Annotated in this window: 20 protein-coding genes and 4 tRNA genes; 18 read left to right on the top strand and 6 right to left on the bottom strand. The window is 47.4% G+C overall.

Features of this window, described 5'->3' with window-relative positions; all coding sequences use genetic code 11:
* Positions 1-187: 187 nt before the first annotated feature.
* On the bottom strand, positions 188-1438 hold the full coding sequence (locus NNX04_RS07000; RefSeq protein ID WP_261947922.1) for a rhamnogalacturonan acetylesterase: 1251 nt from the start codon (positions 1436-1438) through the stop codon (positions 188-190).
* Between the two features lie 282 nt (positions 1439-1720).
* Between NNX04_RS07000 and NNX04_RS06995 the strand changes: the two genes are divergently transcribed.
* The 4 genes from NNX04_RS06995 (at position 1721) to NNX04_RS06980 (ending at position 7921) form a co-directional block, all read left to right on the top strand.
* Entirely contained in the window at positions 1721-3850 is a 2130-nt protein-coding gene (locus tag NNX04_RS06995) for a beta-galactosidase (RefSeq protein WP_261947921.1), read from the top strand.
* Between the two features lie 26 nt (positions 3851-3876).
* Positions 3877-4191 carry an L-rhamnose mutarotase gene (gene rhaM / locus NNX04_RS06990; RefSeq protein WP_007642598.1) on the top strand — a complete coding sequence of 105 codons (315 nt, stop codon included), beginning with the start codon at positions 3877-3879 and terminating at the stop codon, positions 4189-4191.
* Positions 4192-4262: 71 nt separating this feature from the next.
* Complete coding sequence (locus NNX04_RS06985; RefSeq protein ID WP_261947920.1) at positions 4263-5318, top strand: family 43 glycosylhydrolase; 1056 nt, start codon at positions 4263-4265, stop codon at positions 5316-5318.
* Positions 5319-5350: 32 nt separating this feature from the next.
* Complete coding sequence (locus tag NNX04_RS06980; RefSeq protein WP_261947919.1) at positions 5351-7921, top strand: glycosyl hydrolase 115 family protein; 2571 nt, start codon at positions 5351-5353, stop codon at positions 7919-7921.
* 23 nt (positions 7922-7944) lie between these two features.
* Here the strand turns inward: NNX04_RS06980 and NNX04_RS06975 are convergent, their stop codons facing one another.
* The gene (locus NNX04_RS06975) at positions 7945-8784 is read right to left on the bottom strand and encodes a triose-phosphate isomerase family protein (RefSeq protein ID WP_151056952.1); all 840 of its coding nucleotides are present in this window, start codon (positions 8782-8784) and stop codon (positions 7945-7947) included.
* A gap of 214 nt (positions 8785-8998) precedes the next feature.
* Between NNX04_RS06975 and NNX04_RS06970 the strand changes: the two genes are divergently transcribed.
* From NNX04_RS06970 to rhaI, 4 genes are all read left to right on the top strand, one after another.
* Complete coding sequence (locus tag NNX04_RS06970) at positions 8999-10405, top strand: FGGY-family carbohydrate kinase (RefSeq protein WP_261947918.1); 1407 nt, start codon at positions 8999-9001, stop codon at positions 10403-10405.
* A gap of 148 nt (positions 10406-10553) precedes the next feature.
* Positions 10554-11339 (top strand): DeoR/GlpR family DNA-binding transcription regulator, encoded by a 786-nt coding sequence (locus NNX04_RS06965; RefSeq protein ID WP_007642591.1) that lies wholly within the window; start codon positions 10554-10556, stop codon positions 11337-11339.
* A gap of 445 nt (positions 11340-11784) precedes the next feature.
* Entirely contained in the window at positions 11785-13977 is a 2193-nt protein-coding gene (locus tag NNX04_RS06960) for a bifunctional rhamnulose-1-phosphate aldolase/short-chain dehydrogenase (protein ID WP_261947917.1), read from the top strand.
* Between the two features lie 12 nt (positions 13978-13989).
* Entirely contained in the window at positions 13990-15282 is a 1293-nt protein-coding gene (rhaI, locus tag NNX04_RS06955; RefSeq protein ID WP_007642586.1) for an L-rhamnose catabolism isomerase, read from the top strand.
* Positions 15283-15363: 81 nt separating this feature from the next.
* Here the strand turns inward: rhaI and NNX04_RS06950 are convergent, their stop codons facing one another.
* Positions 15364-16299, bottom strand: coding sequence for an NADP-dependent oxidoreductase (locus NNX04_RS06950; protein WP_261947916.1), 936 nt, complete (start codon positions 16297-16299; stop codon positions 15364-15366).
* Between the two features lie 240 nt (positions 16300-16539).
* Between NNX04_RS06950 and fbaA the strand changes: the two genes are divergently transcribed.
* From fbaA to NNX04_RS06935, 3 genes are all read left to right on the top strand, one after another.
* A complete protein-coding gene (gene fbaA, locus NNX04_RS06945; protein WP_261947915.1) occupies positions 16540-17625 on the top strand; it encodes a class II fructose-bisphosphate aldolase in 1086 nt (361 codons plus the stop codon).
* Complete coding sequence (locus NNX04_RS06940; protein WP_261947914.1) at positions 17625-18605, top strand: class 1 fructose-bisphosphatase; 981 nt, start codon at positions 17625-17627, stop codon at positions 18603-18605. The genes fbaA and NNX04_RS06940 overlap by 1 nt, the downstream gene beginning before the upstream one ends.
* 122 nt (positions 18606-18727) lie before the next feature.
* A complete protein-coding gene (locus NNX04_RS06935; protein ID WP_261947913.1) occupies positions 18728-19711 on the top strand; it encodes a glycosyl hydrolase in 984 nt (327 codons plus the stop codon).
* Here the strand turns inward: NNX04_RS06935 and NNX04_RS06930 are convergent.
* Both NNX04_RS06930 and NNX04_RS06925 read right to left on the bottom strand, forming a co-directional pair.
* Positions 19708-20907, bottom strand: a complete 1200-nt coding sequence (locus NNX04_RS06930; protein ID WP_261947912.1) for an MFS transporter — start codon at positions 20905-20907, stop codon at positions 19708-19710. The two genes, NNX04_RS06935 and NNX04_RS06930, sit on opposite strands and share 4 nt — an antisense overlap.
* 147 nt (positions 20908-21054) lie before the next feature.
* Complete coding sequence (locus NNX04_RS06925) at positions 21055-21855, bottom strand: hypothetical protein (protein ID WP_007642577.1); 801 nt, start codon at positions 21853-21855, stop codon at positions 21055-21057.
* Positions 21856-22097: 242 nt separating this feature from the next.
* Here NNX04_RS06925 and NNX04_RS06920 point away from each other — a divergent pair.
* The 4 genes from NNX04_RS06920 to NNX04_RS06905 all read left to right on the top strand — a co-directional run bounded on the left by NNX04_RS06920 (position 22098) and on the right by NNX04_RS06905 (position 22508).
* Positions 22098-22173, top strand: a tRNA-Glu gene (locus NNX04_RS06920).
* Positions 22174-22177: 4 nt separating this feature from the next.
* Positions 22178-22253 (top strand) — tRNA-Gly (locus NNX04_RS06915).
* A gap of 97 nt (positions 22254-22350) precedes the next feature.
* Positions 22351-22426 (top strand) — tRNA-Glu (locus NNX04_RS06910).
* A gap of 6 nt (positions 22427-22432) precedes the next feature.
* Positions 22433-22508, top strand: a tRNA-Gly gene (locus tag NNX04_RS06905).
* A gap of 209 nt (positions 22509-22717) precedes the next feature.
* Here the strand turns inward: NNX04_RS06905 and NNX04_RS06900 are convergent.
* Positions 22718-23140, bottom strand: coding sequence for a PA2817 family protein (locus NNX04_RS06900; RefSeq protein ID WP_261947911.1), 423 nt, complete (start codon positions 23138-23140; stop codon positions 22718-22720).
* Between the two features lie 57 nt (positions 23141-23197).
* On the opposite strand from NNX04_RS06900, the gene NNX04_RS06895 reads away from it, so the two are divergent.
* Genes NNX04_RS06895 through queF form a run of 3 tightly spaced genes read left to right on the top strand, consistent with a single transcriptional unit; the run spans position 23198 to position 25784 of the window.
* Positions 23198-24145 carry an ABC transporter ATP-binding protein gene (locus tag NNX04_RS06895; RefSeq protein ID WP_261947910.1) on the top strand — a complete coding sequence of 316 codons (948 nt, stop codon included), beginning with the start codon at positions 23198-23200 and terminating at the stop codon, positions 24143-24145.
* A 2-nt stretch (positions 24146-24147) separates the two neighbouring features.
* Positions 24148-24921, top strand: a complete 774-nt coding sequence (locus NNX04_RS06890; protein WP_007642574.1) for an ABC transporter permease — start codon at positions 24148-24150, stop codon at positions 24919-24921.
* A 20-nt stretch (positions 24922-24941) separates the two neighbouring features.
* On the top strand, positions 24942-25784 hold the full coding sequence (gene queF / locus NNX04_RS06885) for an NADPH-dependent 7-cyano-7-deazaguanine reductase QueF (protein WP_261947909.1): 843 nt from the start codon (positions 24942-24944) through the stop codon (positions 25782-25784).
* The last annotated feature ends 13 nt before the right edge of the window (positions 25785-25797 follow it).

Raw genomic sequence — 25797 nt, 5'->3', positions numbered from 1 at the left:
TAGAATTAGCGTTGGACAAAACAAAGCACTAAGGAGTTACCCTGTGTTTTTTGGCATCGTAATACAGGTTTTTTTGCAAAACAATCATATTCAATCAATGTCAATCTAAAGGGGTCATTAAGTTCCAATACCATTCGTTACCGGTGACGTAATTTGAGTATTTAGGTAGCAGTAACAGCGTGGTTTGTTAGTTGCCATCCGGTCTCAGGCTGGAAGCCTGTGGGCTAGGTGCCAAAACAAAGTGTTCGACCGGATCTGGTTGTGCGGGGTGGTAAGCCGGTTGATTGGATAGTTGGGCTGCCAACGCCAGTGATGATTGGCGGATGCTCTCTGTTACACAGCGCGCCAATTGATAGGCACCATAGTTGTTGTGGTGAGTGGCATCTTTGCCATTGTCATTAAATGCGAGCGGTGCCTTATTTACACCGAGTGCTTCATAAAGCTGCACGCTCATTTTATCCAAATCGATTAAGGTGGTATTTTTTTCGCGCGCTACTTCGCGCACGGCTTGCGGATACAAGCCATGGCTATTAACGATTTTTCCCTGGTCATTAAAAGTGCGGCGCTGCATTGAGGTAATTAATACGGGGGTCGCACCGCGCAGGCGTGCTTCAGCAATAAATACGTTTAAATAATCTTTATAAGTGGTAGTGGCCTCGACGTAGGTTTGTGGCCATTTTTTTTTCTGATCGTTGTGGCCGAATTGAATCAATAAATAATCACCGGCTTTCATGCGTTCAAGCACTTTGGCAAAACGCCCGGCAGTGATAAATGATTTCATCGTCTCGCCGGATTCAGCATGGTTGGCGATGGCGATTTCCCCTTTAAATAAAGGCGCTGTGAAGAAGTAGGGCAACATTTGCCCCCAGCTTGCGGCAGGCTCATAGGGTTGATCGGTTACCGTGGAATCACCTACCAAATAAACAGTGGGCACATTGACTTGTTGCAGGCTTATCGAGCGCACCTGCGGTGCTGCGCCATTAAATTCCAGTGTTAATTTATTATCCCAATGTAAACGGTGTTGCTCTAATTCTTTTAAGGTAACCCGAGTAGCACCTGGTGCGTTTAATTCCGGCGCTTGTAATAAACCGTTGCGAATATTGACGATAAAACTACGCTGGATAAATTCACCGGCAGCCGTTGTTAAATCCTTTACATACAAGCGGCGCAATTCAGCGCGCAACGTATTGGTGGAAGCGAGTGTGGCATGGCCAAACTCCACAGTGACCCGGTAATTTCCTTCAGGTACTGCTACCGAAAAATAAAAAGGATCGTTGTTATTGGTGGGGTGGGTTTGCAAATCAAAACCATAACCGCTTTGTTCTGTGTACTGCTGATCGGGGGAAACCTTGTGTTCACCACTGGCTCCTTGGTGATTATCAAACCGGAAAACTTGCGGTTGAGTGAAATCCAATTCTGCTGCGGGAGAGTGGCTCATAGTGTTGTTTGCTGTCGGTTGGGCGTTACACCCCAGGTTGCCGATGGCTGCCAAGAGGATGAAACACAGTGAAACAAGTGGCTGATTAATGATCATTGGAGGTTAACTCTGCTGTTATTTTTAGGGGTGATAATAACCAAGCGCCATGATTGGTCAACAAAAATTCGATACAAAATAGTCATAATCAATCAATAATGCGCATCCATTAGAAGAATACTTGTCGGAAATGACTGATTTTCACGTAATATAGGATAAACCAGATAATTAAAACGAGAGATAACAATGAATACCACTCGACGTGATGCCATGAAATTCATGGCCTCCGCTGCCAGCCTTACTGCAGCGGCTCCCTACCTCAGTGCAACAGCGGCGGCCGGTGCAAATGCTGTAAGCAGTGTTGACTACACCATGAACAAACTTTGGCACGGTGTCTGTTATTACCCCGAGCTTTGGCCGGTGGAGGATATAGCGCGCGATATTGCCGAGATGAAAAAGTTGGGCATTAATGTCATTCGTATCGGTGAATTTACCTGGTCCACACTGGAGCCCCGCGAAGGAAAAATATCGACCCAATTTATGCGTGAGGTGATGGATAAATTTCACGCTGCCGATATCGCCGTGGTGTTTTGTACTCCCACGCCAACACCGCCGGTGTGGTTAACCCACGGTCATCCGGATCGTTTATTTGTGAATGCAGACGGTGAGCGTTTAATTCACGGCGCGCGCCAACATGTTAGTTATGAGCATCCGGCAGTGCGCAAAGCCTGCTTCCGTATAGTGGAGGCGCTGGCCAAGGATTTGGGCGATCACCCGGCGCTCATTGCTTGGCAAATCGATAATGAATTGAAGTGTCATGTCGCAGAGGATTTTAGCCCTGCTGCGATTGCGGCCTGGCACAAATGGTTGCAAAAACGTTATGTCACTATTGAGCGTTTGAATGAAGACTGGGGCACCCATATGTGGAGCACTCACTATCAATCTTTTGAGCAAGTACCTGCGCCGTTAAAAACACCGTTTTTGCACAATGCGTCGTTAAGCACGGCGTATAGATTATTTAATCGCGAAAGTATCGCGGAGTTTTCCGATCTCCAGTGCGACATTATTCGCCAATATTCCAAAGCGCCCATTACTCACAATACTAACCCCGCATTTAATGTCAGCCATGAGCGCCTGTTTAAAAATCTGGATTTCGCCGCATACGATGCTTATCCCTCCAGCAAAGAATGGCAGGCACTGGTATTTCGCAGCGATATGTACCGCGCCGCAAAACCAGGCCGTCCGTTTTGGTTAATGGAAACCAGCGTGAGTCACAACGGTTGGCTTGGCAATCACAGTGCCATGCACCCGGACGGTTTTTTAAAAGCCGAAGCCGTTTTAGTTTATGGTTTGGGCGGGGAGGGCGTTAATTATTGGCTCTGGCGCCAGCAGCGCAGCGGTGCGGAAATTAGCCACAGCGCGGTGATGAGCAGTTGGTTTAAACCCACCACCGGTTACGCACAAGTAAAACAAGTGGAGGCTGCGCGCAAACAGTTAGAGCCGCTAATGATAGCGAGTAAACCGCTGGTGCCAGAGATTGCAGTGACCTGGTCTGACCATGCGCGCGCCATGATTGAAACCGAAGCGATGGATAAAGAGCCTGGTTTTCCGGAAACCTACGGCGGCCTGGTGCAGCTGTGGCATGGTTTGTTATTCGAGCAAGGTTACCACCGCGATGTGCGTTTTGAAGGCGCAACTCTGGAAGGGCTGAAGTTATTAATTACTCCCGTTATGCCTTATGTGAGCGAAGAATTTTTGCAGCGGGTAATCGCTTTTGTAAAAGCGGGGGGCGTGTGGTTGATTGCACCTGGCACTGGTACCCGCACCCGCGAACACACAGTGCATACCGACAGTGGCATGGGGCTTTTGGATGCGGTGGCTGGCGTGGAAACCCAATATGTATTTCCGCTCACAGCAACCGGCATTACCGGTACCGCTGGCGATAAAACCCTTAATTTCACCGGTTGGTGCGCTGCAGTCACGGCGGCAACTAGCGATACCAAAGTGCTGGGCACACTCAACTCACCGCTGGTTCCTGGCACTGCATTTTTAACTGAGCGCCGTTTGGGGAAAGGCAAAGTTGTGTTGCTATCGGCACATCCCACCGGCGATGAAGGCAAAGTATTTATCAAAAATTTAATCCAAGGTTATGCACAAGCATTAAATATCGCCACACCCTTTGTCGCGACGCAGGGGACGGTTGTCTGCCCACGTGTAGACAAACAAGGCAAACATTTATGGGTGATTATTAATATGGATGGTGTAGGTGGCACAGTGAGTATTCCAGCGAATACGCGTGATGCTATTACAGGGCAGATTGCCGCAACTACGCAGTTGCAATTGGGTGCCTATGAGTGGCGGGTAGTTAGTGTGTAAATTCAAAAGACAAGTGAGAAGATACAATGGAAAAAATCGCTTTTGTAATGACCTTAAAACCCGGCTTTGAAGCGGAATATAAAAAACGTCACGACGAACTGTGGCCAGACTTAGCCGTTGAATTAAAAAACGCCGGCATTTCTGATTACTCTATTTATTTGCATCCGCAATCGCTAAAGTTATTTGCAGTATTAAAACGCACAGATAATCACACGATGGATAATTTACCAGCGACGGCGGCGGTAAAAAAATGGTGGGCGTTTATGGCAGATATTATGGAAACCAATCCTGACAACAGCCCGGTAGTGGAATCGCTGGAGCAGGTGTTTCATTTTGAGTAATTTAAATCCCCCTTTTTTCAAAGGGGGGATTCGCTTTTAATCATTTTCCACTGCACAGGCCAATAACAATAATGCGCTATTTAATTATTCTGTTTTCACTCTTTTTGTCTGGCTGTGCGGATGTTGCATCGCTAAACCAGAACCAGCAAATCGGTGCGCTCGCCCTCAAACCGCTTTATCGCGACCCTGTGTTCGATGGTGCTGCAGATCCTTCCATTATTTTTAGTACAGCTGAAAAAAAATGGTTGATGTTTTATACCAATCGTCGTGCGAATGTGCCCGGCCTAACGAACGTTAGCTGGGTACACGGTACCCCGATTGGAATTGCGGAATCTGTTGATGGAGCGAACTGGTCTTATCGCGGCACAGTCAATTTTCCTAAGGATATTCCCGGCACTAGCAACGTTGAAACTGCGACCTACTGGGCACCTGCCGTACTTGAGCATGAAGGTATTTATCACATGTACCTCACCATAGTTCCCGGTGTATTTGAGGATTGGAATCACCCGCGCACTATTGTTCACCTCACCAGCGCTGATTTAAAAAATTGGGCTTATCAAAGCACCTTGCCATTAACCAGTGACAGAGTGATTGATGCCAGTGTACTGCAATTGCCCGATGGCCGCTGGCGCTTGTGGTACAACGATGAACTCGCCGGTAAAAAAACATTTTATGCCGACAGTAAAGATCTTTATCACTGGGAAGATAAAGGTTCTGCCAATTTACCCACTGATCGCGGTGAAGCACCGCTCGCTTTTTATTGGAAAGGACATTACTGGTTGATCAATGATTTGCTCGGCAATATCGGTTTGGGAGTTTATAAATCAAGCGATGCACTCAATTGGCAGCGCCAAAGCAGTAATTTATTGGATATTCCCGGCACAGGTGTTGACGATCAAAATGGCGGCCATCACCCCGAGGTGATTGTGAGTGGCGAGCGCGCATTTCTTTATTATTTTGTGCACCCCGGAGTAAATGCTGAGAGTGTTTATGAGAAAGAGCCGGCATTGGATGTCAAACGCAGTTCAATCCAGGTAGTGGAATTGCAGTATGTTGATGGTTGGTTGGTCGCACAACGCAATAATCCTACTTATGTGTCGCTGCTGCCTGGTAGCACACGACAATAATGTTTCCGTGTTAACAATCAGGTCGCCTCACCATGTTGTATAAAAGACTGTTGCTCTGTATTGGGCTATTGTATTTTCTTCTGGTTGCAATCACCGCGCAGGCACAGACGCAAACAAAATTTAACTGGGTTGATAGCCGTGCGCACAGTGGCGATTTCCCTTTGGTTGCAAAAAAACAACCAGCGCCCATTGTGGTGGCAGCAGAAGATTTTAAGGTGGTGGAGATTGCCGCACAGGATTTGGCGCAAGATATCAACAGGGTTACTGGCCACAAACCGCTCATAGTAAGCACAAACCAAAATGCATTACAGGATTTAAAAACCCCGGTGGTATTTATCGGCACTTTGGGGCGCAGCCCGTTTATCGATAATTTGGCGGCGACTGGCAAGTTGGATGTGAGCGAGTTGCGCGGCAAGTGGGAAAGTTTTCTTATCACTGTTGTTGAGCAGCCTCATGCAGGAATGAAACGCGCACTGGTGATTGTGGGTAGCGATAGGCGTGGCACCGCCTATGGGGTTTATGAGCTTTCACAGGCAATTGGTGTGTCGCCCTGGTATTGGTGGGCAGATGTGGTACCAGAGAAAAAGCCTGCACTTTATGTAAGTGCGGGAATACGTCAGTTCGGGCCGCCTTCCGTAAAATATCGCGGTATTTTTATTAACGATGAAGGTTGGGGTATTCATCAGTGGGCGGCAAAAACCTTTGAACCGGAATACGGTGGTATAGGGCCAAAAACCTATCAAAAAATGTTTGAATTAATGTTGCGCTTGAAAGCGAATACGCTCTGGCCAGCAATGCACCCGGTGACCAAACCCTTCAATGATTTTCCACAACATGCACAGCTCGCTGACGACTATGCGATTGTGATGGGGTCATCCCATGCCGAACCCATGCTGCGCAACAACGTGGGCGAGTGGAAGTTGCCGCACGAACACTACAATTATCTGTCTCATCGCACACAGGTGCAGGGTTATTGGGAAGCGCGGATGCAAACCAATGGCAAGTTTGAAAATATCTACACTATGGGTATGCGCGGTATTCATGACTCCTACATGCAGGGCCCCAGAAACGATGCGGAGCGCATTGAGCTGCTGCAGAAAATATTTACTGATCAGCGAACACTCATAAAAAAATACACGCAGCAACCGGTTGAGCAAGTACCGCAAATGTTTTGCGCCTACAAAGAAGTATTGGGTTTATATCGCCAGGGTTTACAAGTACCGGACGATATTACTATCGTCTGGCCGGACGATAATTTTGGTTACATGCGCAATTTTGCCAATGCAGAAGAGCGTAATCGTGCAGGCGGATTTGGGGTTTATTACCATCTCTCCTATTTGGGGGCGCCTATGGCGCATCTTTGGTTGAACACCACACCACCTGCATTAATTTGGCAGGAAATGCATAAGTCCTATGCCATGGGTGCAGATCGTATCTGGATTGCCAATGTGGGCGATTTAAAACCGGCGGAAATAGGTACCGAATTATTTTTGCAAATGGCGTGGGATATCAATCGTTGGCAATTACATAACCAGCAAGATTTTTTACGCACATGGGCGGCGCGCGAATTTGGCGATAAATACGCAACAGAGATTGCGGGTTTAATGCGCGACTACTATCAACTCAACTACCAGCGCAAACCTGAGCATTTGCAGTGGTGGTTGCCGCGTAGCTCACCGCGGTTGAGCGATTTAAATGCAACAGAGCGCAGTGAGCGTATAGAGGCGTTTCAGCAACTACGTTTGCGCACTGAACAGCTGCGTAAAAAAATAAGCGATGCAAAGCAATATGCGTTTTTTCAATTAGTAAGTTACCCGATCAATGGTTCTGCGCTGGCGAATATTCGCTTTCTGCAAGGCGAACGCGGCAATAAAACGGCCGCTTTGGCGGCGGATGCACAGCTGAATAAAGAAACTGCACTGTGGAATAACTGGTTGGTGGATGGCAAATGGAAACATTTTATGGCGGTGGAACCCGCCAGCAGCGAATGGGATAAATACCGTATCGCCCCGTGGGAAATGCCGAAGGCGCCTCCTCATCACACCGCCAATACCGAATCAGTTACATCAGCAAAAACACAAAAACCGCGTTATTCATTTGCACTGGAAGCTGAAAACTTTAGCCGCAAACTGGATCGCTCTGGTACTGGTTGGCAAGTAGTTGCAGGGCTGGGGCGCACCGGAAAAGGTGCAGTAGCGCTTTACCCGGTGACTGCACCCGCGAGCAATATTGATAAGTTGCCACAGCAAGCGCCGCGTTTGGAATACGACGTCAACTTTCCCAAGACTGGTACAGTGACCCTGCATTTTTATTTAATTCCCACTCATCCATTAAGTGGCAATAAATTACGTTTTGCGGTGGCGCTCAATAATCGCCCTGCGCAATTGGTGGAACTGGATGTAAACGATGGCAGTACTGAATGGGCACAGGGTGTACTTAATGCTACACGTGTAGTGAGCAGCAACATGGAGGTAACAACAGCCTCACAAACCGGCACACAAACCTTACAGGTTTATGCTGTGGATGCCGGTGTAGTGCTGGATAAAATAGTTGTCGATATTGATGGTTTACCAGCAAGTTATTTAGGTTTGCCGGAAGAATAATGCAGTTTTTATTCAGCCATTAATTAACTGGCATCCATGTAGTTTTCGTAGTCCTTGCGTTCGGTGGCGTAATTAAATACCGGTGCCAGTGAAAAAACCTTATTACAAATAGCGCGGAAGTGCTGCAAGTTTGAATTGGCGCAACCAATTAATAGCCCATCTACATCGGGCTGGGCGATGAGGTTTAATGCGTTGTCGTGATTGACACTGCCCCCATAAATAATGGCAATTTTATTGGCCTGTGTTGCACCAAGAATATCGCTCAGCAAACGGCGAATATCGGCATGAACTGCCTGTGCAAACACCGGTGTCAATGCCTGGCTACTGCTAATGGCATAAGCGGGTTCGTAAACAATGTAAAGCGGTGTGTTATCGCCCAGGGTAATACCTGCAAGGGCTTGGGTTATTTGTTGGTGCAGAACCGTGTAAGTTTTACCGGCTAATTTTTCCTCCAACGTTTCACCAATACACAGCGCGGGGGAAACACCTGCGGCCAATAATTGTTTCACTTTAATGTGATAACTGTAGTTGCCTTCGTTGAGCGCCGTGCGCCGCTCGGCATGCCCTACCAGGCAGAGTTTGCAGCCCATTGCTTTGGCTGTGTGTGCGGAGAGTTCGCCAGTAAACGTGTGCGGGTCAGTATTAATATTTTTGCAGCCGATCAATAATTTATTGCTGATTTGCATGGCGAGTTGAATCATTTCCCCCACGTAAATACTGGGCGAACAAATCGCCAGCGTAAAGTTATTTGCAGCATGATGCGGGTTGATGGCTTGCCCCAACTCCACTAGCGTGTCTTGCATAAGTTGCTTGCTGCCATTGAGTTTCCAGTTGCCGATAATAATTTTTTCGCGCTTGTTCATATGACCTGGGTTCCTGTTACGACCATGCCGAAGGTTGACGATGTATGGATAGTTTTTGTTATTGAGTGGCGACCTGGAGTTTTCGGGCGCCGCATTAGAGTCTACATCTGACCACAAAAGATTGAAAGTGATTAATTTTGCTTGCAAAAGATTGTATTGTCGCTATGATTGGTCGCACTTACCCTGATATAGCCTGAATTACAGAATCATCACTATGAAAGCTGTCCTCGATATAGGTAAAACCAACGTTAAACTGCAGCTGGTGGACAGTTCCGATCAGCTTTGTGACAGCTATTCCCGTAGAAATATGCCGATAGAGACTGCGCCATACCCCCATGCCGATGTCGCGGGTATTTGGCACTGGCTGGAACAAACGTTGGTGAATTACCCGCGCGTTCACGAAATTAGTGCCCTGGTTGTGACAACCCACGGCGCTACGGCGGCACTGGTTAACAATAAGCTTTCACTGGCAGATGGCTTGGCTCTTCCGGTATTGGATTATGAATATGCGGGCATTAATGATTGTGATGCGGCCTACCACTCGCTGCGCCCGGATTTTGCCGAAACTCTCTCGCCCGATTTGCCTGCAGGGTTGAATTTGGGGCGGCAGATTTTTTGGCTACAGCAACAATTCCCCGCGCCATTTGCAACAGCGACACACTTATTGATGTACCCACAATATTGGGGCTGGCGCTTAACCGGCCAATTGTCAGGGGAGGTGACATCGCTTGGTTGCCATACGGATTTATGGGCACCGCGCGCGCATCACTATTCGTCGCTGGTAGAAAAATGCCATTGGCAGGGGCTGATGCCGCCGCTGCAATCGGCTTGGGAAACCTTGGGCATCATCAGTCCTCTCGTTGCAGAGAGCATGGGCTTAAGGGCAGATTGCAAGGTCTATGTCGGCCTGCATGACAGTAATGCCAGCTACCTGCGTTATTTGTGTGCCAACCGCACCGAAGCGGCCAGTTTTACCGTGGTATCTACCGGCACCTGGACAATCCTGATGCAAGCTCAGGGCGACCTCAGCAGCTTGCATCGCCGTCGCGACACTCTGGCCAATTGTGATGTCTATGGTGACCCGATTGCCTGCGCCCGTTTTATGGGCGGGCGTGAATACGATGCAATTTGCCAGCGTTTGGGGGGGGATATCAAAACTCCGGTAACGCAGCAGGATATACAAGGTGCACTGGATAATCTGTGGATGGTCTCGCCGGATTTTAGCAGTGGCAATGGCCCTTATGGCGGGCTTGAACCTAAGCTGCAGTGCCCGCAGCCCGCACCCTCTGCCGGTGCTATTGCTACTCTTTACTGCGCATTAATGATTGATCAGCGCCTGAGTGATTTACAGGCCAGTGGTGCGATTTATATTGAAGGTGCGTTTCTGAAAAACCCGCTGCTGTGTCAGTTGGTGGCGCAGTTGCGCAGCGAGCAGCCGGTGTACTTATCTGCCGACGATACCGGTACTGTACAGGGCACATTGTTGCTGACCCGTATTGACGGTTCAGCGGCCGCTAGTCAATCACCCTCCGCTAATCTGGTGTTGGAGGCCTGCGCGCCTGCCCAATTCAACGGCCTGTGGGAATATCGCACCCATTGGTATGCACTAATTACCCAATAATCACCAATTTCCCCCGCAATCAATCAAATACTATGTTATTTGATTGATTATGATTGGTTATCTCAGTATCATCGCTTGACAGCTTATAACACTAGCTACTAAACAAATCGGTTCTGGGTATTCATCATCATTTTTCGGGGCAAGGCATATGCTGGAGAAGCAGCGTCAACAACTTATTTTGGATTTTTTGGAAGAGGCACAATTTGCCAGTGTCCGTGCCCTCTGTGATCAACTCAATTCCTCCGAGGCGACTATTCGTCGCGATTTAAATAAATTGGCCGCATCGGGAAAAATTAAAAAAATTCGCGGTGGCGCAGAAGTTATTCAATCCAAAGTAGTGCCCACGGCAAAAATATCCGGCAAATCCTTTTGGGTTGATAAAGAAAAAAATGTCGATACCAAACGCATGATTGCCAAGCGCGCGGTAGAGCTGTGTGAGGATGGCGAATCGGTCATTATCAATGGTGGTTCTTCTACCTTTATGATGGCGGAATTTTTGCAAGATCGCCGTATGAATATTCTCACTAATTCGTTTGTATTGGCACACGAATTGTTGGAGTCCAGCCAAAATCAAATTACCCTGCCGGGTGGTGAGGTTTATCGCAAGCAGAGTATTATTCTCAGCTCCTTTGAAAATGACACTACGCAAAATTACCACGGTAGCAAGATGTTTATGGGCTGCCCGGGCATTAGCGAAGTAGGGGTAATGGAGACTGATCCGCTGCTGATTTTGGCGGAGCAAAAATTACGTAAGCGTGCAGACAAATTAATTGTGCTTGCGGACAGTACCAAAATTGGTGTTAAAGGCAATTTAATTTTTAGCCCACTTTCGGGTGTGGATGTAGTGATTACCGATAGCAATGCAAACAAGGCTACGCTGGAGCATTTTGAGCGTCAGGGTATTCAGGTTATTGTGGTTGATGCCTGCGATTAATGCGCGACTTGTTGTGCGCTTGGGTTAAATTTTTTACTGCAGTTTTAATATTCTTGTAATGGGTTGTCAGGTTCATTGTGGTCTGACAATTTTTTTTAATTTCATTGCACGCCAATCTTCCCCTCCGCTGTTTGCCTTTTTTCTATCCAGTTTACCCTTCGCTATTTTCTCGCTGCTTTCTTTTTTCTTCCCTCTATACTTTGTTTCTGTGGTTGATGTGCCGTGTTGTTCCGGGTGATTTGCCTAGTATGAGTTGTGCCTATGTTGTGCCGCCGGTTCCGATTTCCCCTGCTGTTATGTCAATGTGATCGAAATCAGACTTTGAGGATTAATTATGATTGAAAATGATTGTAAATGCTTCCGTATGTAGTTATATTGACTGCATTGTTAATTGCATAGCAACAAAGCAATCAGTTGTATCCACTATAAATCATAGGAATCATCCATGTCTTACCAGCCAGATGAATATAAACACGTCAATTACCTCTGGGATGATGCAGTTGCCGACAAGCTGGATCCGGTAGAAAACCTGGTGTATCGCTCCAATAAGTTGGGCGAAGACCAGCGCATCACCAATACCGGTGGTGGTAATACCTCGGCCAAATTGATTGAAAAAGACCCGCTCACCGGCGAGAAAGTGGAAGTGTTGTGGGTGAAGGGTTCCGGTGGCGATTTGCGCACCTCCAAAAAAGAAAATTTCTCTTCGTTGTACAGCGGCAAGCTGCAAGCGCTGGACAAGGTCTACCAAAACTATGCCGACAAGGGTTACAAATCTGCCGGTGAAGACCGCATGGTGGGTATGTTTACCCACTGTAATTTTTGTTTGAATCCTCGTGCGTCATCTATTGATACGCCGTTGCATTCCATGATCGCGGAAAAACACGTTGACCATCTGCACCCCAATGCGGTGATTTCTGTCGCCTCCTGTAAAGACCAGGAAAAACTTACCCGGGAAATTTGGGGGGGCAAGTTGGCCTATGTGCCCTGGATGCGTCCGGGTTGGGAAGCCGCCAAAGTCTGTGAAGAAACCTATGCAAAAAATCCGGACATCTGGGGTATTTTGCTTGGCCAACACGGTCACACCAACTGGGCCTCCGAGAGTAAAACCTGTTACGAAACCTCACTCTGGGTGATTGAAACTGCCGCGCGTTATATCGAACAACACGATAAAGGCGCTAACACTTTTGGTGGTCAAAAGTACCAAAGCCTGAGCGATGCCGCGCGCACTGAATTACTGCGCGAGTTTTTGCCGGTAGCACGCGGTTTGATTTCTGAAAAAGTAAAATTTATCGGCACAGTGCAAACTGATGAAACCACCTTGCGTTTTGTTAACAGTGTGGATGCACCGCGCCTTGCTGAATTAGGCACTTCCTGCCCGGACCATTTCCTGCGCACGAAAATCAAACCGCTTTATGTTGAGTTTGATCCGCAGAACGACAGTTTGGAAACCTTGATCAGCCGCTTCAAAACCGGTTTGGAAAAATATCGCGCGGATTACGCGGCTTATTATGAGGCGTGCAAACGTGCTGATTCTCCGGCGATGCGCGACCCAAGTCCCACCGTCGTATTAATCCCCGGTGTGGGTATGATTGCCTGGGGCAAAAACAAATCCGAATCGCGTGTGACTGCTGAATTTTATAACTGCGCGATTGAAGTGATGCGCGGCGCAGAAGCGATTTCTGAATACACGGCGCTGCCGGTGCAAGAAGCCTTTGATATTGAATACTGGGCGTTGGAAGAAGCGAAATTGCAACGTATGCCCAAAGAGGCAAATCAAGCGCGCAATGTGGTGGTGGTGATTGGCGCGGGCGATGGTATTGGTAAAGCAGTTGCCCATCGTGTTGCCAAAGAGGGGGCACACGTCGTTTGTGCGGATTTACGTTTGGAAGCCGCGGAACAAACTGCCGCAGAACTCACCAAGATTTACGGCCAGGGTATTGGTGTGGCCGGTACAGGTATTTCCAGCTGTGGCCCCGCTATTGCACTCGCGGTGGATATCACCAGACGCGAAACCGTGCGCGATATGTTTACCCAGGTGATTCTTGCCTACGGCGGTATCGATAATGTGATTGTTACTGCCGGTGTGTTTATCGCTGAAGGTGCCGACATGAATCAAAACGACAAGATTTTTGATTTGAGTTTTGGCGTGAATGTGAAAGGCGGTTATGTAGTTGCATCAGAGGCGCAAACTATTTGGGTTAAACAAAAATTGCCCGGCTCATTGGTATTAACCACCAGCGTGAACGCGGCGGTTTCCAAAAAAGGTTCGCTGGCTTATGACACCAGCAAAGCAGCAGCCAATCACTTGGTGCGCGAGTTGGCTGTTACCTTGGCGCCATTGGTCAATGTAAACGCATTAGCTCCGGCAACTGTTGTGCAGGGCAGTAATATGTTCCCGCGCGACCGGGTGATTTCATCGCTCGCCAAATACGATATTCCGTTTGATGAAAGTGAAAGTACTGAAGCACTGCGCAGCAAATTGGCAGAATTTTATGCCCAGCGCACACTCACCAAAAAACCAATCACCCCGGACGATCAAGCCGAAGCTGCTTTCCTGTTAATCTCCGGTCAACTCAGCAAAACCACCGGCCAGGTCATCAGTGTAGATGGTGGTTTGCACGAAGCCTTCTTACGTTAAGAGACAATAATCATGAGACGCATAGATTCAGCTGTATTACACGAGCAAAATGAAAAAGAATTTGCATTTCTGCAAACGGATTTTAATGCACTGGGTGAAAAACTCAGTCGCGATGGCATTGATATAGAAGCCATCACCAAAGCGGCAGAAGCCTTTCAAATCGCAGTACCTTCCTGGGGAACTGGCACCGGCGGCACTCGTTTTGCGCGTTTCCCTGGTCAGGGTGAGCCGCGCAATATTTTTGAAAAAGTGGAAGACTGCGCGGTGATTAACGAATTATCCGGTTGTACCGACAGCATTTCGCCGCATTTTCCCTGGGACAAGGTGGATGACTTTGCGGAATTAAAACAACATGCCGATGCTTACGGTTTGAAATGGGTATCGGTTAATTCCAACACCTTTCAGGATCAACCCGGCCAAGCGGTCTCTTATAAATACGGCAGTCTGAGTAACACTGAAAAAGCCTCGCGCGATTTAGCCATCCAGCACAATCTGGATTGCATCAGCTATGGCCAACAACTCGGCGCTAAAAGTTTAACTGTGTGGGTGGGCGATGGCTCCAACCACCCAGGCCAGCAACATTTCCAGCGCGCCTTTGAGCGCTATCTGGCCAGTGCCGAACAAATTTATAAAGGCCTGCCGGCGGATTGGGAAATGCACCTTGAACACAAAATGTTTGAGCCAGCGTTTTACTCCACCGTGATTCAGGATTGGGGCAGCAGCATTCTGGCTGCCATGCACTTGGGGCCAAAATGTAAATCGCTGGTGGATTTGGGGCACCATGCGCCCAATACCAATATTGAAATGATTGTGGCGCGTTTGATCCAATTTAAAAAATTGGGCGGCTTTCATTTTAACGACAGTAAATACGGCGATGACGATTTGGATTCAGGTTCATTGCAGCCCTACCAACAATTCCTGATTTTTAATGAATTGGTGGACGCTGAGCATCGCAAAGAATCCGAATTTAATCCGGCTTATATGCTCGATCAATCGCATAATGTAACCGACCCAATTGAAAGTTTGGTTACCTCGGCGATTGAAGTGCAACGCTCTTATATCAAAGCATTGTTGGTGAACCGCGAAGCGCTTTACGGCTATCAGGACGCTAACGATGCGATCATGGCCTCGGGCGAATTAAAACGCGCCTTTAACTTTGATGTGGCGCCTATCCTTGCGATGGCGCGCTATCGTAAAGGGGCAGCGATTAATCCACTCAAAACCTACCGTGCGGCTAACTACCGCAATGCGATGGCGCCGGTTCGTCCGCGCGATCCTAAAGCGACTGGCTCGGGTATTATCTAAGCCATTAGCTGATACAAAAAAAAGAGCGCCAATGCGGCGCTCTTTTTGTTTGTGGGTTAGCGTGCTTATTGGCTAAGCAGATCAGGGTTTGCCGATATGCAAAACAATTTTTCCATCGGCGCGGCCGGATTCACTGAGCGCATGGGCTTTTACAATATCTTCCAGTGCAAACTCGGCGGCAATAATCGGGCGAATTTTTCCGGCGTCAACCAGCGCTGCCAATTCTGTTAAAACCGCGGCGTCGGGTTGAATAAATACAAATGCGCCGCGTGCGGAATGTGCTGCTGCCTTTTCTGCTGTGGGCGGGCTCACTACTGAAACTAAAATGCCACCTTCTTTGAGTGAAGCCCAGGATTTTTCCTGCACATCCCCGCCAATAGTGTCAAACACTATGTCCATGCCGTGGACCACATGGTCGAATTCCTGGGTGCGATAATCGATAACCTGATCGGCGCCAAGGGATTTCACTAGCGGAATATTTTTTGTGGAAGTAGTGGCTACCACATGAGCGCCAAATGCCTTGGCCAGTTGCACTGCCAGTGAGCCTACACCGCCGGAACCCGCGTGAATGAGTACGCGGTCGCCAGCTTTGATGGCTGCCGTTTTAACTAATACATCCCATGCGGTAATACCGGCCAGTGGCAGTGAGGCGGCACTTGCATGAGTAATGGTTTTAGGTTTGAGTGCGACTTCATTTTCATCAATCGCAATAAATTCGGCATAACCACCATCGCGTAAAATATTGGGGCGTGAATAAACCGCGTCACCCGGTTTAAATTTTGTAACACCACTACCCACGGCCTCTATCACACCTGAAATATCCCACCCCAAAATAAGCGGAAATGAGTAGGGCAGCATGTCTTTCAAGTAACCTGCGCGAATTTTCCAATCCACCGGATTTATTGCACTGGCTACTACGCGTACCAGTACATCCTTTTCTCCTGGTTGCGGCATGGGCGCATCTTCCAGTGTTAATACTTCTTGCCCGCCATAGGCATGAATTCTGACTGCTTTCATCGCATGTGCCTCTTTAATCCTGATGTTTACTACTGTCTGACCATAGCCGTTCAGTGAGTTATATCAAGGGGAATCATTATTTTGTAGTGGAGAGTTGGTGCGCTGGTCATGTTTCGACTAAGCCCATTCATTTTGTGATCTTATGTGATCGAAAAACGACTTTTTGCTGTTGTTTGTGATTGAAATTAATTGAAAAAGAATTAATATGATCGTATTGCAACAGGAGTAATGAACAAAATCATGATTAGCTTGCGAAAACTTGTCCAACCCGGTGTTGTTACTGGTAGTGATTTACAAACGGTCTATGCCGATGCCAAGACAAATAACTACGCCATACCCGCCGTAAATGTCATTGGTACCAATTCCATCAATGCTGCACTCGAAGCGGCACGCAATGTGGGTTCGCCGGTTATTATTCAGTTGTCTCACGGTGGCGCTACGTTTTTTGCCGGTAAGGGGCTCAAGCTCTCCGGGCAAGATACGGCGGTGTTGGGGGCAGTCGCGGCAGCAAAGTATGTGCATGAGGTGGCGGCTTACTATGAAGTGCCAGTGGTGTTGCATACCGATCATGCAGCCAAAAAATTATTACCCTGGATTGATGGATTGTTAGTCGCGGGTAAACGCCATCTCGAACAGACTGGCAAACCTTTATTCAGCTCACACATGATTGACTTGTCGGAAGAGTCTCTCATTGAAAATATTGCCATTAGTGCACGCTATCTGGAAAAAATGGCGCCCATGGGTATGGGGCTGGAAATTGAATTGGGTTGTACCGGTGGCGAAGAAGATGGTGTTGATAATAGCCACATGGATAAATCGGCGCTTTACACTCAGCCAGCGGATGTGGCTTACGCCTATCAGCAACTGGCATCCATCAGTAAAAAATTTACCATCGCCGCTTCCTTTGGCAATGTACACGGTGTTTATAACCCCGGTAATGTGCAATTAAAGCCAACGATTTTGAAAGATTCACAAGCTTTTGTTAGTAAAGAATTTGGCTTGGCAAAAAATGCACTGGATTTTGTATTTCATGGCGGCTCCGGATCTGCCCCGCGCGATATTGCAGAAGCGATTGACTACGGTGTGGTAAAAATGAATATCGATACCGATACCCAATGGGCTTTTTGGCAGGGCGTGTTGAATTTTTATCGCACCAATGCCAATTGTTTGCACAGTCAATTAGGCAATGACAAAGGCCTGGATGCACCCAACAAAAAATTCTATGACCCGCGCGTATGGTTGCGTAGTGCAGAGCAGGCAATGGTCGCTCGTTTAACCGAGTCTTTTGTGCAATTAAATTGTGTTGGACGCTACAAGGCAAACTAATGATTTCGTTTAAAACATTATTGGCGCAAGAAAATGCGGCTCCGGAATTAATTGATCTGGTTGCGGTAATTTTATCCACCTGTCACCACATTGCTGAACAAGTTGGTCACGGTGCCTTGGGTAATACGCTTGGTGCAACCGACGCGGAAAATGTGCAGGGCGAAGTACAAAAAAAATTGGATGTAATCGCCAATAATTTATTAATTGAAGCACTGACTGCTCAAGGCTCGGTAAGAGCAATCGCCTCCGAAGAGGAAGAACATGCGCGGCTTGCTTGCTCCGGTGCGCCCTATTTGGTTGCATTTGATCCACTTGATGGTAGTAGCAATATCGATGTGAATGGCCAAATCGGTACAATTTTTACTATTTTGAAGGCGCGGGATGATGTGCCTGATCATAGCGACGAGCAATTTTTTCAAACCGGTAGGGATCAGCTTTGTGCGGGTTATGTGCTCTATGGGCCTTACACCACATTGGTAATATCTACAGGAGCGGTGGTGCATGAATTCACGCTCAATAAAAGTAATGGCGAATTTATTTCATCAAAAAAAGATATTGTTTTTCAGCAGGGCACGCGTGAATTTTCCGCCAATATGGCGAATTTGTTTTATTGGCCAAAACCGTTTCAGAATTATATAACCAGCTTGATCGCCCCCCAGCCTGCGAATACCCGTTTTAATATGCGCTGGCAGGGGGCGATGGTGGGGGACGTGCACCGTATTCTCACGCGCGGCGGTGTTTTTATTTACCCAAGTGATACGCGCGATGTTGCACAGCCAGCCAAGTTGCGTTTGTTGTATGAGGCGTTTCCTATGGCGCTATTGGTAGAGGCGGCCGGTGGTTGTGGTTACACCGAGGCAGGGCGAATCCTCGACACACCATTAACCCAGTTACATCAGCGCACTCCGGTTATTTTGGGGGATAAAAACTGGGCAAATGCTTGTTTTACTGCATTGTCGATAATTAATACCGCCGCATAATGTGTCAGCTGGGTTAAGGTTTTTTGCTAGGCCTTGGATGCTACATATCCAAGTTGTCGTCGTCGTTTCGCCGGCTTAATTGCCGGCGTTTTTTATTCTGCAAATTGTTTGAGGTAGTGACCATGTTCACTTCGGGATTGCATCGGCTGTTAGTGATTGTTGGATTGCTCGCGAGTCTTTCAGGCTGCGTATCAGGTATCGTTGAAAATAATACATCAAGCAAAACTGCATACTTGTTCACTTACTTCACCAAAAATGGGGAGGACGGTTTAAATCTCGCGGTGAGTAGGGATGGTTATCATTGGCAAAAAGTTCCGCGTGCGGAAAATCATTGGCGACCAGCTATCGGCAAATCCAGGTTGATGCGTGACCCAAGTGTGGTGCAGGGGCCGGATGGCACTTATCACATGGTGTGGACATCGGGCTGGAATGAAAACAATATTGGTTATGCATCCACCAAAGATTTTGTAAATTGGACAGCGCAAAAAGAAATTCCGGTAATGGCCCATGAACCCAGTGTGCGTAATACTTGGGCGCCAGAAATTATTTATGACGAGGTCAGCAAAAATTTTGTGATTTTTTGGTCATCGACCATTCCGGGTAAATTTCCGGCAACAGAGGGAGCGTCTGAGGATAATTACAATCATCGCCTTTACGTTACTACCACGCAGGATTTTGTAACCTTCACTCCCACCCAATTATTTTACGACCCAGGTTTCAGTGTGATTGATGCGACGTTTTTGCGCTTCAATGGCAAATTGCATTTTATTGTGAAAGATGAAACCCGTTTCCCGCCCAAAAAATATTTGCAGGTCGCCTCCGCTAACAGTTTGCAGGGGCCTTTTGGAACATTGAGTGCTCCTATCACCAAGGAAGGGTTGTGGGTGGAGGGGCCAACAGGGGTACAAATTGGTGACAGTGCGGTGATCTATTACGATGCTTATACCACGCATCGTTACGGCGCCTTGCGCTCAAGCGATATGATCAACTGGGAAGATGTATCAGATCAGATGCACTTCCCCGATGAAGGTACTCCGGTGCGCATGCGTCACGGCACGGTCATTCCCGTGCCGGTAGCACTGGTTGAAAAATTGATTTCACCCTAACCGTTTTTGATGGAATCTTTTTTGGCTAGAGCGTAAATACCCAAACCGGCGATGGACAGTATCAATCCCACCCAGCCGGTAGATGACCAACCAAGGCCCAAGTCGATTGCCCAGCCACCGAGTAGTGCACCAATGGCGTTGGCAAAGTTAAATGCGGAGTGATTAAGTGCTGCTGCCAGGGTTTGTGCCTTGCCAGCAACATCCATCAGGCGAATTTGCAGGGCGGGGCCAATTGCCACCACTGTGCCGACTAAAAATACATTAATGCAGGCAATCCACAGCACATGGGCAGTCAGCACAAAGGCTCCCAGTACCAACGCTGACCAAATTAAGGTTGCGCGTACAGACCCCATCAAATCCTTGTCGGCCATTTTGGAGCCCACAATATTACCTACCACCATGCCTGCGCCGAACAGAGCCAAGATAAATGGCACGCCCGCTTCGGTGAGCCCCGCCAGCGCCATCAAGCTCGGTTTGACGTAGCTGAACACGGCAAACATCCCCCCAAAACCTATGGCGCCGATTCCGAGCGTCAGCCAAACCTGTTTATTGCCCAGGGCTGCCAGTTCGCTCCGTGGGCTTGCCGATTTATCCCGAGGTATGACGGGTAGCCAGTAAAAAATCATCACCGCTGATAACAGAGCTATTAGCGCCACAAATACAAATGCGAAACGCCATCCCAACCATTGGCCCAGTGCGGCAGCTAGCGGTACACCAATTAATGTCGCAAGCGACAGCCCCAGCATCGCCATAGCTACCGCTTGGGCGCGTTTGTGCACTGGAACTAATGAGGCGGCAACCAGCGCAGCGATACCAAAATAAGTGCCGTGTGGTAAACCACTCATGAAGCGCATTGCAATCATCCACTGATAATCGGCAGCGAATGCACTGGCAAGGTTTCCCGCGGTGAAGAGCGCCATCAGAATAATTAGCATCAAACGACGCGACACCCGTGCACCGAGCAGCGCCAGTATGGGAGCGCCTATCACTACACCCAGCGCATAAGCGCTAATAGTATGACCTGCTTGGGGGATGCTAATGGCAAGGTCTGCCGATACTTCCGGCAGGAGCCCCATAATCACAAATTCACTGGTTCCCACCGCAAAACTACCCAAGCCCATCGCCACTAACGGACGAACCACCTCGGCGCGCGACTTAATTGTGAGCGATACATCACTCTGGGTTACATCTAACATCAAAAACATTCTCAGGGGCAGGGTATAAAAAGGAGGTGCATATTATGGAGGGGGCGGTCTGACTGACAATAATTTTTTGGATTTAATTATCAGCCAGAGGATGTTGCGTTTTTATTGCAGAGTTGGGGGGGCGGAATTCAGTAGGGTTTAATCGTAAATGGATTTCTTTTTCCATTTTTCGTTTTCTTCCTCAAACTGTTTCCACTCTTTGCTGCTGGTGCTGTCATCTACCTGCCGTTTGGGAGTGGCAGTTGCTCCATTGGCGGTGGCTGCTTCTCCACTAACATCAGCCTTTTCTTCCAGTTTGGCCATGACAGCATCCAGCTGGGCGATTTGTTTATCAAACAAATGACTGCCGTTACCCGCGGCCAGTGCTTTACGCGCGAGGCCGTAGTGATGGATTGCGAGCCGCACTTTGCCAATTTGTTGTGCTTGGCGGGCGTTAAATACATGACCATCCACAGTAATTTGTAGCGTTAGCCGATTGATTTGATCCGTATAAGCCTCGGTTTGTACCTGATTGATATGGTTTAGCGCGGATTGTTGCAGCACAAACTTGTGCAGCTCTTGCAGTAGGTGATTGGCTTCTTTTATTTGTTGGGGATTGTCCAGCCTGACCTTGTTTTGGCCGCTGGCTTCCTTTTGTGCAGCCAGTAAGTTGGTGTAAAGGCTTAGATTTTCGGCATGGGCAGGGTCATTAGGTTCAAGGCGCGAGAGTTGTTCGCAGCAGTCAATTAATGCGCGATAAAGTAAGCCGGTTAAGTCATTGGAAAGAAAGCCTTGAGGAAATCCTGTGGCCAGGTCGCGAAATGAATTGCGGCGCGCGCGCAAAGCGGTCACCAGTCTTTGTCGCTGTATACGTTTCTTTTCTATTGAGTGGGAGATAAATAGATAGCCTGCCAATAAAATCAGCAAAACAAAAATTCCGGCGATTACATAAGCAGACATGATGGTTTAAGAACCTTATTGATTAAATGCTGGGCAAACTCATGCAACAAGTATAGCACCGATAAAATTGGCGTCAGAATTTGAATAGGCGAACCTGAAGCGATGAGCTAAGTGCTTGTTTCCGCAATGATAAAAAAAGAATTAAAAGTGTTGACACCTGCTGCATCCGACCCTAGAATGCGCCCCACTTCTGACGCAGACGTTAACTTGAAAAAGAAAACAAAAGTGTTGGAAGGTCCGGGGTCCCCTTCGTCTAGTGGCCTAGGACACCGCCCTTTCACGGCGGTAACAGGGGTTCGAGTCCCCTAGGGGACGCCATATAGCGGGAATAGCTCAGTTGGTAGAGCATAACCTTGCCAAGGTTAGGGTCGCGAGTTCGAGTCTCGTTTCCCGCTCCAACTTCCATCTGGAAGTTAAGTTCAATAGAAATTAAGCAAAAGTTTTAAACTGTTAGTGAAGTGTATTTTATTGTTATCGCTCGATAGCAATTGAAATGTCCCCTTCGTCTAGTGGCCTAGGACACCGCCCTTTCACGGCGGTAACAGGGGTTCGAGTCCCCTAGGGGACGCCACATTTAGCGGGAATAGCTCAGTTGGTAGAGCATAACCTTGCCAAGGTTAGGGTCGCGAGTTCGAGTCTCGTTTCCCGCTCCAATTTCTCTAGCAGAAATTCTAAAGTTAAAAATGTGCGTCTTTCTTGCTTGTACCCTCGATCCAGTCTATTCCTTTCCTTGCAAAAAATTTATACGTCTCATGCTCAATAATTAATTATTTGGATTGTCCTTTTATTTGTATTTGTTGATCTATTCCTTTGGTGAAGTAGTTGTTCACGTCCCTGTGTTAAATTTGGTTCGCTTAATTTTTCAGTGCATTCCCATGAGTTTGGCTCGAGCCTCTTTGTAATCAAAGGGTCGCTGCTCACTTTTTGCAATTTCGCGTAACTCATCCAATTGTTGGAATATGCTTATCTCTTCGTCTGGCATGTAATGTAGGCAGTCTCCACCAAAAAACCATAGTAGGTCGCGATAGAGGAGTGGCATCAGGTGAGGGTAAGCGCCCACAATGCGGCACATTAGTAGTTGACCCTTGTCCAGCCAATCAGAGTTATGTGGATTGTTGGCGAGATCATCGAGTGCAGCTAAAAACTCTGCGTCATCTGTAGTAGCTTCTTCAAGGTTAAAGGGGGGAAGCTGTTTAATTTGCGCAGTAAACGCATTAAGTAAGTCCAAATGATATATGTAATACTCTTTATCGTATTGGTTCTCTTCGAAACTTGAAATCGACATACTTAGCCTTAAGTTGAGGTTTGGTTTTTTGATCTTCCACTATTTCCGCGAGGGGTTATGACTCCGGCACTCTCAATCAGAAATCTGCGTAAAGTTTACAACGAAAAGTTCGAAGCACTGAAAGGTATTTCACTGGATGTAATGCCCGGTGATTTTTTCGCGGTGCTCGGCCCCAATGGTGCGGGTAAATCTACCACCATCGGTATTATCAGTTCACTGGTGCGTAAAACAGCCGGTACGGTTGAGGTTTTCGGTAAAAATATCGATACCGATTTCTCCGCTGCTAAAAAATATCTTGGCGTTGTTCCTCAGGAGTTTAATTTTAGTATGTTCGAGAAGGTGCAGGACATTGTTCTGCAGCAGGCTGGTTATTACGGCATGGGACGTAGCCAAGCACTTGAGCAAACAGAGCGTTATTTGAAGCAACTTAGTTTGTGGGATAAGCGCGACACACCTGCGCGCATGTTGTCGGGTGGGATGAAGCGCCGTTTAATGATTGCACGTGCCTTAGTACATGGGCCTCAGCTATTGATACTTGATGAGCCTACTGCAGGGGTTGATATCGAGTTGCGCCGCTCCATGTGGGATTTTTTGCGTGAAATAAATGCGGCAGGGACTACGATTATTTTAACTACTCATTATTTGGAGGAGGCAGAAAGTCTTTGTCGCAATGTAGCGATTATCGATCAAGGGATGATAGTGCAAAACACCAGCGTTAAAAATTTACTACAGCAGCTCAATAAAGAGGTATTTATTTTCGATGTGCAGGGTAGTTTGAACGGTCTGCCAACGATTGATGGTCATAGGGTTGCAAAAATTGACGAGCATTCATTTGAGGTAGATGTTGAAAAGGGGCAGTCACTCAATGCAGTGTTTGAACAATTAACTGCACAACAATTCCGTATAGTGAGTATGCGCAATAAGGCTAACCGCTTGGAGGAGTTATTCGTTTCCATGGTTAATGCCAATAAAGATGCCGCACAATCTGTAGTAAAAGAGGGGTAAGCATGACAGCACATGAGCAGTGGATTGCGTTTATGACAATCCTGCGTAAAGAAGTTAAGCGTTTCACTCGTATTTGGGTGCAAACCTTATTGCCTCCCGCAATAACCATGATTTTATATTTTGTTATTTTTGGAAAATTAATTGGTGGTCGCATTGGCGATATGGCGGGTTTTAGTTATATCGATTTTGTCGCGCCCGGCCTGATTATGATGGCGGTAATTACTAACTCCTATGCAAATGTTTCCTCTTCTTTTTTTAGTGCAAAATTTCAGCGTAGTGTAGAAGAAATTTTGGTATCGCCTACACCCAACTATATTATTTTGTTGGGCTTCGTGATGGGTGGTGTTGCGCGTGGCATGGCAGTGGGCTTGATTGTCACCTTGATGTCGCTTGGCTTTACAGAGCTGCAAGTGCAGCATTGGTTTATCACTTTGTTTATTGTGCTAATGACATCGATATTATTTTCACTAGCAGGTTTTATCAATGCAGTCTATGCCAATACCTTTGATGATATATCCATCGTTCCTACTTTTATCCTAACGCCACTTACTTATTTTGGTGGTGTTTTTTATTCCATCAATTTATTGCCTGAATTTTGGCAGCAAGTGTCGGTATTTAATCCTATCTTGCATATGGTGAATGCGTTTCGCTACGGAATGTTGGGTATTACTGATGTGCATTTGGGAATGGCATTTGCAGGTTTGACACTGTGTGTTATGACATTATTTGCAGTAGCCTTATACTTACTAAAAAATGGCAAACGCTTGCGTGCCTGAACTATTTCCAAGGTGATTTTATGAATCTTAATCCTCTTGGGCAGCAAACTGAGTATGTATCGGTTTACTCGCCGCAGTTGCTGTTTCCTATTCCTCGTGCGGAATCGCGCAAGCTTTTGGGAATAGGGCGCGCGCTGCCTTTTTTTGGTGAAGATATTTGGACTGGTTACGAGCTATCTTGGCTTGACTCTCAAGGTAAGCCAGTTGTCGCGGTCGCGGAGTTTTTTATTCCCTGTGATAGCGAATTTATGATTGAGTCCAAATCATTCAAGTTGTATCTAAATTCGCTCAATCAAACTCGCTATCAAAGTGCGGCGGAAGTAGAAGAGTTGTTGGTTAAGGATTTGTCAGCTGTAGCGGGTTCCATGGTACGTGTGCATTTATTTCCTCTGCTGCCGTCGCAGATTTCCCATTGGCGGGCGCAACCGGCTCATTTATTAAATGCGGTGACGTTAGAGGGGGTTTTACTCGATGAATTATCGATCACTGTGGACGCCTATCACCCCAAGCCTGAACTGCTGGTTACTACCGAGGAGCTGGTGAGTGAGTCGCTGATTAGTAACTTGCTGAAAACGAATTGTCCCGTGACGGGGCAGCCGGATTGGGCCAGTATTGTTGTGCGTTATAGCGGTAAGAAAATCGAGCACGAAAACCTACTGCGTTACATTATTTCTTTTCGTGAACATCAGGATTTTCATGAGCATTGTGTGGAGCGGATTTTTAATGACATCGCAACCTATTGCAAGCCGGAGTTCTTAACCGTCTATGCGCGTTACACACGGCGCGGTGGCTTGGACATTAATCCATTTCGCTCTAGCAGTGCAGAAGAGAAGCCAAACCTGTTGCGTTTAGTTCGTCAGTAGTTGTACTAATTTT

This window comes from Cellvibrio sp. QJXJ, from assembly GCF_024452345.1.
In the GTDB taxonomy this organism is placed as follows: Bacteria; Pseudomonadota; Gammaproteobacteria; order Pseudomonadales; family Cellvibrionaceae; genus Cellvibrio.
The sequence above is the reverse complement of the archived record's forward strand: the minus strand, read 5'-3'. Positions and strand labels throughout refer to the sequence as shown.